The following is a 12,839-nucleotide window of genomic DNA, read 5'->3' as shown; positions in this document are numbered from 1 at the left end:
CACGCACATGCAAATCCGCACATGCGTCCGCCCCTCGGTGCCGCCGCCCTGGTGCACGGCGAACCCCTCGCCGAGGAGCGCGTAGACGCCCTGCTGGAAGCCGTACCGCCGCGTGACCGCGAGGCGCGTCCCGAGGGCCTGGCGCATGCGGAGCGGCAGCGTCGGCGGTGGGCGACGCAGGTGGTCGTCGCGGACGAGCTGGCGCAACGGGCCTGCGCCGAACGGGGACTGACGACTCCTCAGGAAACCAAGCCCCGGCTGCTCGCCGTGGACGAGGCCGACGTCGCCGGACTCGGCAGCATCGTCGCGGTGGTACTCGCCTTCTCCGCCGCAGCCCGCACGCTGCTCGCCCGTCTCACCGACGAGCAGGACATCTCCGAAGCGGCGGTGCGGGACTACTACGACCGCAACCGGGACCGCTTCCTCACCCCGGAGGCCCTCCGGCGAGGGGCCGACCCCTTCGGCGGGGCGGCACCGGCCGACTTCCTGCCGTACGAGCGGGTGCGGGAGGGCATCGCCCGCGAGCTGCGACGGGCGGCGGGCCGGCGGGCCTTCTTCGCCTGGCTCGACGAGGCCCGTACCGGCGTCGTGTACGCCGTCGACCACGAGCACCCGGGCGACCCTTCTCACCCGGACCACGAGCACCGGCACTGACCGGCACCGGGCGTCGGCCCCAAGTACCGGTCCCGACCCCGAGCCGGAACCCAAAAGCAACACGTCGCCCCATTGACCTCCGATGAATTTAGGTCCACATTTTCATCAATCGGAGTCCAAGTTGGTGAATTGAACCAGCGACTGAACCAGCAGAAGCTGGTCGCAGGAGGGCAAAAATGCGCGCAAGAAGACTCACCGGATCCCTGGCCGGCCTCATCGTCCTGTCGCTGGCCGCGGCCGGCTGCGGTCTCTCCGGAGGCTCCGGGGACGGCGAGGCCACCGCCGGCGGCTGCAAGGTCGACAAGGGCAACGTCGGTTCCGGCAAGCTCACCGGGGACGTCAAGGGCAAGATCACCTTCCAGACGACCAACTTGAAGAAAGACTTCGGGACGTTCTTCAACGGGGTGATCAAGGCGTTCGAGAAGGAACACCCCGGCACCTCCGTCAAGTGGGTCGACGACCCGGGCGACGCCAAGTTCACCGAGCGGAACGTCGCCGACGCGCAGGCCTGCACGCTGCCCGACGTGATCAACCTCAACAAGGTCACCGCCACTGCCCTCACCAAGTCCGGCTACCTGCTCAACCTCGACGAGAAGGACCCCGACGCGTCGAAGCCCTTCGTGAAGGCGTTCTGGGACTCGAGCGCCCTGAAGGACGCCTCCGGCTCGGACATCCACACCGTGCTGCCCTGGTACACCGGCGGAATCAACCTGACGTACAACACCGACCTGCTGGAGAAGGCCGGTATCGACCCCAAGAAGCCGCCGACGACCATCTTCGGGCTGTTCGAGGACTACGAGAAGATCGCCAAATCGGCCAAGGGCAAGTACTACGCGACCATGGCCAACCCGATCTGGCGCATCCCGGCCGACTGGCAGCAGATGGACATCAAGGTGTACGCCGCCGACGGCAAGTCCTTCACCTTCGCCGACGACCCCAGGACCACCGAGTGGGTCGCCTGGATGAAGAAGCTGTACCAGGGAGGCGCGATGCCGAAGGACTCGCTGTCGTCCAGCGACGACCCCTCCACGCCCTACGGCAACGGCCAGGTGGCGTACGGGTCGACGAACCCCAGCTTCGTGCGCTTCGTGAAGCAGAACAGCCCGTCGGTCTACGACAAGACCGGCGTCGGCCAGTACCCGTTCGACCAGCTCGGCCACACTTCCGGCGCCCCGCAGTACATCGCGACCGCCGCGACCAGCAAGAATGCCCCCACCGCGCTGGCGTTCGCCAAGTTCCTGACCAACGCGGAGAATCAGCTGGCCTGGTGCAAGGACCCCAACGTCGTGATCTTCCCGACGACCACGGAGTCCCTGGACGACCCGTTCTTCACCACGGTGACCGGAAACGACCCCTTCAGTGAGGCCCGCAAGGTGGTCGCCGAGCAGCTCAAGACCGCCACCGCCGACGAGGTCGTCCTCTCCCCGGCGCAGCAGAACGCGATCGTGGCCCAGGTGCAGCTGGCCATGCAGGGCAAGAAGAGCCCCGAACAGGCGGTCAAGGACGCCCAGGACAAGGCCAACGAGCTGCTTACGCAGGGCAGTTGATGGCAGCGACACAGACCGCGAAGCCGACGGCCGGGCCAGGTGGGGCGAGCAGCGCCGCACCGGGCCCGGCCCCGGGCCGTCTGCGGCGTCTGGGCCGGGCGCTGCGGCCCGGGCCCGCGCCGGGCGCCAACGGCGCCGCCCTGTACCGCCGCTGGTGGCTGCCCTGGGTGTGGGCCCTTCCCGCCATCGCATGCGCGGCGGGCTTCGGCGTGTTTCCCTTCCTCAACACCCTCCTGCTGTCGTTCACCGACGCCAAGCCGCTCGGCGGCGCGGCGAACTTCGTCGGGCTGTCCAACTACACCCGCATGCTCGGCGACGACGACTTCTGGCTGGCGACCCGCAACAGCGTGCTGTACGCGGTGATCGTGGTGCCGCTGATGGTGCTGCTGCCGCTGCTGCTCGCCGTGCTGGTGGAGAAGAAGCTGCCCGGCATCGGGTTCTTCCGGTCCGCCTTCTACACGCCGGTGATCGCCTCCAGCGTGGTCGTCGGACTGAGCTGGCAGTGGCTGCTCAAGGACGAGGGACTGGTCAACACCTGGCTGGAGAAGGGACATCTGATCAGGGAGGCCATCCCCTTCCTGTCCGATCCGTGGCTGATCCTGCTGTCCGCGATGGGCCTGACTCTGTGGAAGGGGCTCGGCTGGTACATGATCTTCTACCTCGCCGCCCTGGGAAACGTCTCGCAGGACCTGCACGAGGCGGCGGCCATGGACGGCGCGGGCGCCGTCCGGCGCTTCTGGCACATCACCGTGCCGGGCGTGCGGCAGACGATGCTGCTGGTCGGCGTGCTGACGGGCATCGGCTCGCTACGGGTGTTCACCGAGATCTACATGCTCGGCAGCCCCACCGGCGGCCCGGGCGGCCAGGCCCGCACCCTGCCCTTCTACATCCGCGACGTCGGGCTCGATCCGCTCAGCGGCAACGCCGGGTACGGCGCCGCGGTCAGCGTCGCTCTGTTCGTACTGACCTTGGGCCTCACACTGCTGGCGCAGCGCCTCACCAGGGGGAATGAGGAATGACCACGAGCACCCCGACCGCCCCGAGCACCCCGGCCGCCCCGCGGCCCGCGCGGCGGCGCTTCCGCTGGCGGGACTACGGACGCCCCCGCGAGCTCGTGGTCCGCTATCTCCTGCTGCTGTTCGTGCTGGCGATCACCGTCGGCCCGCTGCTGTGGCAGTTCCTGGCTTCGCTGAAGGGGACGACGGAGGACGTCTTCGGCGCGAACGCCACCCTCCTGCCCCAGGAGCCGACGCTGCGGGCGTACCAACAGGTTTTCGACCAGGTGCCCGTGGCGACGTACATCAGAAACAGCATGATCGTGGTGGTGCTGTCCCTCGTCAGCCAGCTGCTGTTCTCCACCCTGGCCGGCTACATGCTGTCCAAACCGGCGTGGCGGGGCCGAAAGGCGGTCTGGGTCCTGCTGGTCGCCTCGATGATGTTCCCCTTCGAAGCGATCATGGTGTCCCTCTTTCTCAGCGTGAGGGACCTGGGACTGGTGGACAGCCTGGCGGGCGTATGGCTCCCGGGCTTCGTCGGCGCCATCAATGTCCTCATCATGCGGGCCGCGTTCCTCGCCGTCCCGCGGGAGATCGAGGATTCGGCCATGCTCGACGGGGCGGGAGAGTGGCAGCGTTTCCGGCTTCTGTACCTTCCGAGCGCCTTCGGTGCGATGTCGGTCGTCGCCATCAACACCTTCATCGCCGCCTGGGACGACTTCCTGTGGCCGCTGATCGTGCTGCGCTCCGAGGAGAACTTCACCCTCACGCTGGGACTGGCCCGGCTGCAGACCTCGTCGTTCGGCTACGACCAGCGGGTGGTGATGGCCGGGTCGGTGATCTCCCTGATTCCGGTGCTCGTGCTGTTCGCCATCACGCAACGGTGGTTCTACAAGGGCGTCGCGTCGGGAGCGGTGAAGTTCTGATCCACGCGGAACGGGACGGGTACCGCGGTCAGCGCGGCCCGGGCCGACTCGGCGATCCGGACCTCCAGCGTGCCGGGCAGCACGGCGGTCTCCAGGTCGGCGCCGACCTGGGCCAGTTGGTCGGCGCCGAGGGGGAACGTGACGGTACGGCACTCGCCGGGAGCGAGGTCGAGGGAGCGGAAGGCGCGTAGTTCGAGGGTGCGCGGCCACACGGGGGTGAGCAGCCGCCGTATGTACAGCTGGACGACGGTACGGCCCTGCCGCTCCCCCGTGTTGGTGACGTCGACCTCGACCGTGTGCTGCCCGAGGCGCGGTGGGCCGTACGCGAAGGTCGTGTACGACAGTCCGTGCCCGAAGGAGTACAGCGGCTCGGCGCTGTCGTCCACGTAGGCGCCGTACTCGGTGTCCTTGTGGTTGTAGTAGACGGGGAGTTGGGCCGCCGAGCGCGGGACGGAGACGGGCAGCCGGCCGGCCGGTTCCGCGTGCCCGAGCAGGACCTCGGCGATCGCATCTCCTCCCCACGGGCCCGGATACCAGACGGTGAGCAGTGCCGCCGCGAGGTCCGCCGCCTCCGGGACGGCGTGTGGGCGCCCCTGCACCAGGACCACCACGGCGGGGGTGCCGGTCGCCGAGGCGGCGCGCAACAGCTCGTACTGGGCGTCGCCGAGCCGCAGCCCGGCGAGGTCGACGCCCTCGCCACAGGTCATCTCGGAACCGGTCTGTTGTGCAGCCCCGTTGGCCGCGAAGCCGGTCTCCGGGGTACGGGCACTGCTGCCGCCGAGCACGAGCACGGCCAGGTCCGCGGCGTCGGCGAGGGCGACGGCTTCGGGTATGCCGGAGGTGTCGTCGCCGGTGAGGGCGCAGCCGCGGGCGTGGGTGATCTCCACCCCGGGCGGGGCGAGCCGCCGCAGCCCGTCGAGCACGCTCGTGCCGGTGCCGGGTCGTTGCGGGGCCGTGTAGTCGCCGAGTTGGTGTGCGGTGGTGGCGGCGTGCGGTCCCAGGACGGCGATACGGGTCGCGGTCGAGGGGATCGGGAGGGCGCCGCCATTGTTGTGGAGGAGGGTGACCGCGGCTCGGGCGAGGGCCGTGCTCAGATCCCGGCCGAGGGCTGCGAGGGCTGTGGGAGGGGTTGGCGACTGGTCTGCGGCACAGGGTCGTTCGAAGAGGCCGAGGCGGAACTTCAGGCGGAGGACTCGGGTGACGGCCGCGTCGAGGGTTTCCTCGCGTACGAGACCCCGCTCAACCGCCTCCTCCAGGTGCGTGAAGCCCTCGTCCCACAGGCTCAGGTCCACGCCGGAGTTCAGGGCGAGGGCGCCCGCCGAGACCGGGTCGCCGGTGATCCGGGCCAGCCGGTCCACGGCCAGTCCGTCTGCCATGACCAGCCCTTCGAAGCGCCAGCGGCGGCGGAGCAGGTCGTGCAGCAGGGCGCGGTTGCCGGAGCAGGGCATGCCGTCGGCCTCGTTGTACGCGGCCATGACGGCGGCGGCCCCGGCCCGGACACCGGCGCGGGCGGCGGGGAGGTGGATGTCGTGCAGCTCCCGCGGCCCGAGTTCGGACTCGGCGGAGTTGCGGCCGCCGATGGTGGCGCCCTGGCCGGCGAAGTGCTTCAGCACGACGGGTGCCTTGTCGGGGGCGAAGAGATCCCCGGGGTTCCCTTGCATGCCCCGTACGAGCGCCTCGGTGAGGCGGGACGCGAGGTACGGGTCCTCGCCGAAGCACTCCTCGGTGCGGCCCCAGCGGGGGTCGCGGGCGATGTCCAGTGCGGAGACCAGCGCCAAGTGGCCGCCGCGGTCCCGGAGTTCGGCTGCCGCGTGGGCCGCGGCGTGCTCGTACAGCTCGGGGTCCCACGTGGCGCCGACCGCCAGGTTCACCGGGAAGACGGTGCCGTCCAGTGCCATGTGACCGTGGGGCACCTCCTCGACGAACAGGGCGGGTATGCCGAGCCTGCTTTCGTTGACGACGTGGCGCTGGACCAGGTCGGCGAGCGCGGCGCTGCCCGCGGCGTCGACTCCGGTGGCGTGGTCCACGCCCGACCAGGCGTCGGCGCGCAGCAGGCCGTAGAGGGCGCCGAGCCCGGCGAAGCGCTCGGTTTCGGCGTACAGCGCCTCGGTCAGTTCGAACCCCGCCGGAGTGCGCCGGTAGGCGTTCCAGCCGTACATGCGCTGGTTGAGCTGGCCCACCTTCTCGCGCAGCGTCATTCGGCTGAGGAGGTCGCGGGTGCGGGTTTCTAGGGGGGCGGTGGGATTGCGATAGAGCATGGAGTGGTCGCTTCTCGGTGGGTGGGGGCGGGTCCGTCGTGGCCGGCATACGGCCCAGAGGCCACGTGAAGTCTCTTCACGGCATCCGAATGAGTTCGCTGATGCCCCGCGCCGCCAAGTACTCCCCGTCATCCGCCCGCGCGGCCAGTACCACCGCAGGACGGAGCCCTTCCGTACGTAGCCGCATCCACTCCTCGAAGTACGCGCCACCCGGTCCGGACACGGAACGGGTCGCGGGCGTGCAGTCCAGGATCAACGCGGTGTCGCGCGGCTGCGCCGAGTGTGAGCCGGTGCGCAGCTTCGCCACCGCGTCGGCGAGAGCCGAGGCGATGGGCTTGGCCCGGCCCGTGGAGTCGAAGAGGCCCAGGGTGTACTCCAGTTCCGGGAAGTCGGTCAGGGAGCGGTCCACGTCGTGGGAGCACCACCAGGTCACGCCCCACAGGTCCGTGCAGTCGGCCGCGTTCAGGACGGTCGCGCGGGCGAAATCCGGGGCGTCGGCCGCGGGGATGTGCGGCTCGGGCGCTCCGGTCTCCTGGACCCAGACAGGGCGGGCCGGTTCGCTGGCGTACGCCTTGGCGAGTTCGACTCCGTACTCGGCGAGGTGCAGTACCTGTGGGGAGCGGGGACCGTAGCGGCGTGCGCAGTCGGCCGAGAACACCCAGGGGTGGACGGTGGTCAGGTCGCCCTTGCGGGCGGAGGCCTCGGGGGTGAAGGGGTGATCGTCGCCGTACCAGGCGGCGTCGTATGCGGAGTGGGTGACCAGGCCTTTTGCGCCCAGTCCGGAGCGGGCGGCGGTCAGCAGCGTGTCGAGGTAGTGGTCCACCTGGTCCGGCGTGACCGGGTTGTGTTCGACCAGGTTGTTCAGCTCGTTGCCGAGCTGGAGTCCGAGGAGGTTGGGGCGGTCGGCGAGGGCGCGGCCCAGGACCCTCAGCAGTTCGGCCTGGGCCTCGACGGCTTCGGGGTCGGTGAACACATTGCGGTGGTGCCAGCTGCGGGTCCACTCCGGGTAGAAGTCGAAGCTGGACAGGTGGCCCTGAATGCCGTCCACGAGAACGTCGAGCCCGGCCTCGGCAGCCAGGTCGACCAGGCGCACCAGCTGGTCGACGGCGGCGGTGCGGATGAGCATGCGGTTGGGCTGGAGGAGCGGCCAGAGGTGGAAGATCCGTACGTGGTCGAGGCCCAGACCGGCTATCTGCGCCAGGTCCTCGCGTGCGTGCGCCGGGTGGAAGTCGTGCCAGGAGTGGAACCAGCCACGACGTGGGGTGTAGTTGACGCCGAAGCGGAGTGCGGGCGCGGTGGGAGTGTTGATGGGGACCTCCTCCTGGTCTGGCCCGCCGGAACACGTCAGGCCTCCTCGGGACCTGTCGGCCCTCGTCGGACCTTGTCTCCGGCGAATGTATCAACCACCATGGTCGCCAATGAACAATGATTTGAACCAGGATTTCGTGGTCGGCCTGGACGCGGGCGGCACACGTACGCGCGCCGTTCTGGCGTCCGCACGCGACGGCCGCCCGCGAGGGACGGGCGCGGCAGGACCGGGCAACGCCCTTACCGTCCCCGTACCTCAGCTCACCGACCACCTTGCCGAGGCGATCGCGGAGGCCGTGCCGGAAGAGCTGCGCGGCCGGGTGGTGGCGGTGGCGGGCGGGTTCGCGGGCGCTTCGCGGACCGCCGATGACGAGCCCGGCCGGCTCAACGCCCACTCCGCCCTCACCTCGGCGCTGCGGCGGCTGGGCATCGCCGCCGCATCGGTCGAGATCTACAGCGACATCGAGGCCGCCTTCGCCTCCGCGCCCGGCACCCCCGCTAACGGCCTCGCCCTGGTCGCCGGCACCGGCGCGGTCGCGGCCCGCATCACCGACCGCCGCTGCACCGCTACCGCGGGCGGTGACGGCTGGCTCCTCGGCGACGACGGCAGCGGCTTCTGGATCGGGCGCGAGGCGGTGCGTTCGGCGCTGCGTATGGCGGACGGGCGGGGTGGTTCCACGGTGCTGGCTGCGCTGGTCGGCCGGTCGTTCGGGCTTCCGGCCGACGTGTTGCCGGGCGGTGGTGGGTCTGAGGGGCCTGCCTTCACGTCCCGGGCACAACGCGAGGCGTATCGCATGCGGCTGCTGCCCGCCGTCGTGGCTCAGCCGCCGATCCAACTCGCCGGGCTTGCCCCGCTGGTGAGCGAGGCGGCCCGCGGCGCGGATGCCGTCGCTACGGCCATTCTCCGCGAGGCGGCCGATCAACTGGCCGAGACGGTCCGCGCGTTGGGCTGCCGCCCGGGGGAACGGCTGGTCGCCACCGGCGGGCTGCTCGGCGCGGACGGGCCTCTCACCGAGGCCGTGCAGCGTCGCCTGGAGGAGCTCGGACTGGAGGCCGACCGGGTGACGGACGGCTGCGGTGGCGCTGTGGCGCTGGCCCGGCTGGAGCGGGAGCTCGCTCCGCGGGTTGTGCGGTAGGGCAGCTTCAGGTCCGCGTCGGGTCTTTGGAGGGCCCGGCGCTGCGCGTGCCCGCGGCCGAGCCACTCTCGGCGTGACGAAGTCTCGGAAGTCGGTCGGCCGGCGGGACTCCAGGCCGGCACCGGCGGGTGCTGCGCCACTTTCGCCGGATCGGGACGGCTCCGTCCGAGCCGCCACCTGGGTACGCTCACCTTGAATCCTCCCCCAGCTGAAGCAGGGGGATTCCTGGCTCACGCTGCCTGCGGGTCAGCGACCCGACAGGTCTTCCACGATCAACACCAGCCGGGTTGAAACCAGCCCGGGTTCGTACAGCAAAGCTTGGAGGTGCATGTGCTGTCTTGGCTCTCGATCAGCACGGCGTACGCGCTTGGTTCTCGCAACGCACGGTAGTCAGCTCACCCGACCGTGTGGGCGGTCTTTGGCCCTGAGGGCGAGGACCCCGAGCCTGGGGGAGATCCGCGATCACTACGGCCTCTAGGACCTGCCGGACGTCTGCCTCAAGCGACACCCACCAGCACCTCCGCCACCGCCCGAAGATTCACCCGACCGCGTCCGTACGAGCACACGTCACCGCCGTCCGGCAGCCCCGTCGACACCCGGACCGCGTCCGCCCGCCCGGCCAACAGCGCGTCCCGGAGGGCGAGTTGCCAGGGATGCAGGCCTGCGTCGCACGTGGCGACTACCAGCGGCGCGCCCTCTGCCAGTCGCAATATTCCGGCGGCGAGGCCCACCACATCCGCCGGAGGATCCGTGACCGCCGTCCCCGTGGCCGTGGGGTCGAGGGCGCGTACCTCCGTCAGCAGGTCCTCGCCGCCCCAGTTGAGCGCGGGATGCGGTGGCGGGAAGAGGTCGACGACATGGGATCCCCGTACCGGCGCCGCAGGCACCCGTACCGCCCGCCGTGCCGCCTCCAATCCGGCCCCGACATCCCATCTGGCGACCGCGCCCGAAGCCACCGGCGCCGCATACCGATCGGCCAGCCGCCGGACCCGGCCCGCGGCCTCCTGCACCCGTTCTGCCGGCAGCGCACCGCTGCCCACCGCGTCCAGCACCGCATCCCGGCAACCGGCCGTGACCCCCAAGTCCGGTACCGCGACGATGACTTGATCGGCGCCGGCTGCGAGGGCCAGCCGTGCACCGGCCGCCTCCCCGTACCTGTCCGCGATCGCCTTCATCTCCAGCGCGTCGCTGACCAATACGCCCTCGAAGCCCAGCTCGTCGCGCAGCAGGCCGCTCAGGATGCGGGGGCTCAGCGTGGCCGGGCGGTCGGAATCCAGTGCCGGGAACACGACATGTGCGCTCATCAGCATCGGCACGCCCACAGCGATCGCGGCGCGGAAGGGGGCGAGGTCGAGTTCGTCGTACGTCCGGGGGTCGACCGCCACATCGTGGTGGCTGTCGGTGACGGTGCCCCCGTGGCCCGGGAAGTGCTTGGCGCAGGAGGCGACGCCGCGCGCCTGGGTGGCGGTGATCCAGGCGCGCAGATGCCGGGAGACCAGCTGGGGATCGGCGCCGAAGGAGCGGGTGCGCACGATCGGGTTCAGCGGGTGGTGCTGAAGGTCGGCGACAGGGGCGTACGAGGCCGTGATGCCGAGCGAGGCCAGGTGTCCGGCCAGCGCGTCGGCACACCGGGCGGTGAGCCGGGTGTCGTCCACGACGCCCAGGGCGAAGCAGCCGGGGACTTCGGGTGCGCCCGCACTCACGAGGTGCCCGATGCCGCCGCCCTCGTTGTCGATGGCCACCAGCAGATCGGGCCGGATGCCCCGCAGCGCGTCCGTCAGTTCGCGGGCCTGCTCCGCGTCGCGCACATTGCGGGTGAACAGGATGACCCCGCCGAGGCCGCGGTCGATGAGCCGCTTCAGAGTGTCGGGGACGGTCGTGGTGCCGTCGAATCCGGCGACGAGGCAACGGTGGACGGCCTCGTCGAGGTCGGGAGGGAGGGCCGGACCGGCGTACGTGTGCTCGGTGTGGGTCACTCCCGGAATCCTCTGGTTCACCCAACCGAAAGTCAATAAGGTGGATGGATGGCCGATTCAACGGAAGCACTCAGCACGCAGACGGAAACATCAAACCGCCGCCATATTCATCACATAACTCCCACAAACCTCAAGAATGAATGTTCAATCAGCGCGTGTAACTTGCTCCCATGAACGACCGGAAAGCGGACATCCGCTTGGGATCCCGGCCCGTACGCCTCGCTGACCTGGCAAGTCTCGTACGAGCGCCGGCGGCGCTGAGCGTGCCGGGCGACATCCTCGCGGGGGCCGCCGCCGCGGGGCGCCCGCTGAGCCCCCGGACGGTGGGCACGATGGCCTCCTCCGTCTGCCTCTACTGGGCGGGGATGGCCCTGAACGACTACGCCGACGCCACCGTCGACGCCGTCGAACGCCCCCAGCGCCCCGTCCCCTCCGGCCGAGTCCCACGTCGTACGGCCCTCTCCCTGGCCTGCGGACTGACCGCCGCGGGTCTCGGACTCGCGGCCCTTTCCGGCGGTCGCCGTGGCCTCGGCGTCGCGCTGCCGCTGACGGGGCTGGTCTGGGCGTACGACCTGAAGCTGAAGTCGACGAAGGCCGGGCCTGCCGCGATGGCCGGGGCACGGGCCCTGGACGTGCTCGCGGGCGCGGTGGCGGCCGGTGGGGCGAAGTCCGGGCGGCGTGGGCTCGCGCCCGCGGCCCTGGTCGGGCTGCATACGTACACGCTCACCGCCCTCAGCCGGCACGAGATCTCCGGCGCCCCGGCGCGGCTTCCCGCGGCCACACTCGGAGTGTCGGCCGCGACAGCGCTGGCGGCAGCAGGCACCGCGCCCTCCGGGCCCGGGCGGCACCCTGACGCCCGTACCGCCGCGGTCGCCGCCGCCGGAGCGCTCGGCTACCTCGGAACATACGGACTGGCGCAGGTCAAGGCCGTGCGGGAGCCGTCGGGGGAGAACGTACGGCGGGCGGTGGGGGCCGGGATTCTGGGGCTTGTGCCGTTGCAGACGGCGTTGACCGCGCGGGGCGGATCGCCCGTGGTGGCGGCGGCGTTGGGGGCCGTGCATCCGCTGGCGCGGCGGCTGGCCCGGCGCGTGTCACCGACCTGACCCGAAGGGCGACCTGAAAGCGACCCGAGGAGCGTCACTCATGGATCTGCGATTCGGCTACGGCACCAACGGTTTCACCAACCACCGGCTGAGCGATGTGCTCGCCGTGCTCTCCGACCTCGGCTACGACGGGGTGGCGCTGACGCTCGACCACGGCCACCTGGATCCGTACGCCGAGGATCTGCCGCGTCAAGTCAACGCGCTTGCAGGGGAGTTGGCGTGGTACGGGCTCAGCGCCACGGTCGAGACGGGCGCACCCTATCTGCTCGATCCATGGGGCAGGCACGAGCCGACGCTGATGTCGGAGGGGGCGCAGCGGCGCGTCGATCTGCTGCGGCGGGCGATCTGGATCGCGGCCGACCTGGGTTCGCCCACCGTCCATCTGTGCAGCGGTGCCGCGCCGAAGGGGCTGCCGGAGGAGGACGCCTGGAAGCGACTCACGGCAGGTATGGAGACCGTGTTGCAGACGGCGGAGGCCAATGGCGTCGCCCTCGCCTTCGAGCCGGAGCCGTACATGTTCGTCGACACCGTGGAGCGGTGTCTGGAGCTCGGGAAACGGCTCGGCGGGCATGAGCTGTACGGGATCACGCTGGACATCGGGCACGCGCACTGCGTCGAGGAGATCTCGCTGCCGGAGTGCGTGCAACTGGCCGCACCCCATCTGCTGAACGTGCAGATCGAGGACATGCGGCGCGGTGTCCACCAGCATCTCGAATTCGGTGAAGGCGAGATCGACTTCGTCCCGGTGCTGGCCGCCCTCGGTGAACTCGGGCATCAGGGGCTGGTCTCCGTCGAGATCCAGGGCGGTTCGCTCGACGCCCCCGAAGTGGCCCGACGCTCCATCGAGTTCCTCCGACGGACGGCACTCGAAGCACCGACGGTTCAGAAAGTGCAGTGAGAGCAGAAGGCACAAGAGGCAGTACAAGAAGCGCAAGC

General features: G+C 70.5%; 10 protein-coding genes. 7 read left to right on the top strand and 3 right to left on the bottom strand.

What is annotated here, in order from left to right:
• Positions 1–21: 21 nt before the first annotated feature.
• The 4 genes from ACGFNK_RS36345 (at position 22) to ACGFNK_RS36330 (ending at position 4,122) form a co-directional block, all read left to right on the top strand.
• On the top strand, positions 22–654 hold the full coding sequence (locus ACGFNK_RS36345) for a peptidyl-prolyl cis-trans isomerase (protein WP_393422904.1): 633 nt from the start codon (positions 22–24) through the stop codon (positions 652–654).
• A gap of 176 nt (positions 655–830) precedes the next feature.
• Positions 831–2,201 carry an extracellular solute-binding protein gene (locus ACGFNK_RS36340; protein ID WP_393422902.1) on the top strand — a complete coding sequence of 457 codons (1,371 nt, stop codon included), beginning with the start codon at positions 831–833 and terminating at the stop codon, positions 2,199–2,201.
• On the top strand, positions 2,201–3,220 hold the full coding sequence (locus ACGFNK_RS36335; protein ID WP_386345177.1) for a carbohydrate ABC transporter permease: 1,020 nt from the start codon (positions 2,201–2,203) through the stop codon (positions 3,218–3,220). The genes ACGFNK_RS36340 and ACGFNK_RS36335 overlap by 1 nt, the downstream gene beginning before the upstream one ends.
• Positions 3,217–4,122, top strand: coding sequence for a carbohydrate ABC transporter permease (locus ACGFNK_RS36330; RefSeq protein WP_393422900.1), 906 nt, complete (start codon positions 3,217–3,219; stop codon positions 4,120–4,122). The genes ACGFNK_RS36335 and ACGFNK_RS36330 overlap by 4 nt, the downstream gene beginning before the upstream one ends.
• On the opposite strand, the gene ACGFNK_RS36325 is transcribed toward ACGFNK_RS36330, so the two are convergent.
• Both ACGFNK_RS36325 and ACGFNK_RS36320 read right to left on the bottom strand, forming a co-directional pair.
• Positions 4,086–6,380 carry a glycoside hydrolase family 3 N-terminal domain-containing protein gene (locus tag ACGFNK_RS36325; protein ID WP_393422898.1) on the bottom strand — a complete coding sequence of 765 codons (2,295 nt, stop codon included), beginning with the start codon at positions 6,378–6,380 and terminating at the stop codon, positions 4,086–4,088. The genes ACGFNK_RS36330 and ACGFNK_RS36325 overlap by 37 nt on opposite strands.
• Before the next feature lie 76 nt (positions 6,381–6,456).
• Positions 6,457–7,689: a glycosyl hydrolase gene (locus tag ACGFNK_RS36320; RefSeq protein ID WP_393423002.1), complete on the bottom strand. Its 1,233-nt coding sequence runs from the start codon at positions 7,687–7,689 to the stop codon at positions 6,457–6,459.
• 109 nt (positions 7,690–7,798) lie between these two features.
• Between ACGFNK_RS36320 and ACGFNK_RS36315 the strand changes: the two genes are divergently transcribed.
• Entirely contained in the window at positions 7,799–8,824 is a 1,026-nt protein-coding gene (locus ACGFNK_RS36315; RefSeq protein WP_393422896.1) for an N-acetylglucosamine kinase, read from the top strand.
• A 497-nt stretch (positions 8,825–9,321) separates the two neighbouring features.
• Here the strand turns inward: ACGFNK_RS36315 and ACGFNK_RS36310 are convergent, their stop codons facing one another.
• The gene (locus ACGFNK_RS36310) at positions 9,322–10,800 is read right to left on the bottom strand and encodes a glycoside hydrolase family 3 N-terminal domain-containing protein (protein WP_393422894.1); all 1,479 of its coding nucleotides are present in this window, start codon (positions 10,798–10,800) and stop codon (positions 9,322–9,324) included.
• Between the two features lie 170 nt (positions 10,801–10,970).
• On the opposite strand from ACGFNK_RS36310, the gene ACGFNK_RS36305 reads away from it, so the two are divergent.
• Both ACGFNK_RS36305 and ACGFNK_RS36300 read left to right on the top strand, forming a co-directional pair.
• Entirely contained in the window at positions 10,971–11,903 is a 933-nt protein-coding gene (locus tag ACGFNK_RS36305) for an SCO3242 family prenyltransferase (protein WP_393422892.1), read from the top strand.
• A gap of 40 nt (positions 11,904–11,943) precedes the next feature.
• Positions 11,944–12,801 (top strand): sugar phosphate isomerase/epimerase family protein, encoded by an 858-nt coding sequence (locus ACGFNK_RS36300; protein WP_393422890.1) that lies wholly within the window; start codon positions 11,944–11,946, stop codon positions 12,799–12,801.
• Positions 12,802–12,839: the final 38 nt, after the last annotated feature.

This window comes from Streptomyces sp. NPDC048825 (assembly GCF_043198355.1).
Taxonomy (GTDB): domain Bacteria; phylum Actinomycetota; class Actinomycetes; order Streptomycetales; family Streptomycetaceae; genus Streptomyces; species Streptomyces xiangluensis.
The sequence above is the reverse complement of the archived record's forward strand: the minus strand, read 5'-3'. Positions and strand labels throughout refer to the sequence as shown.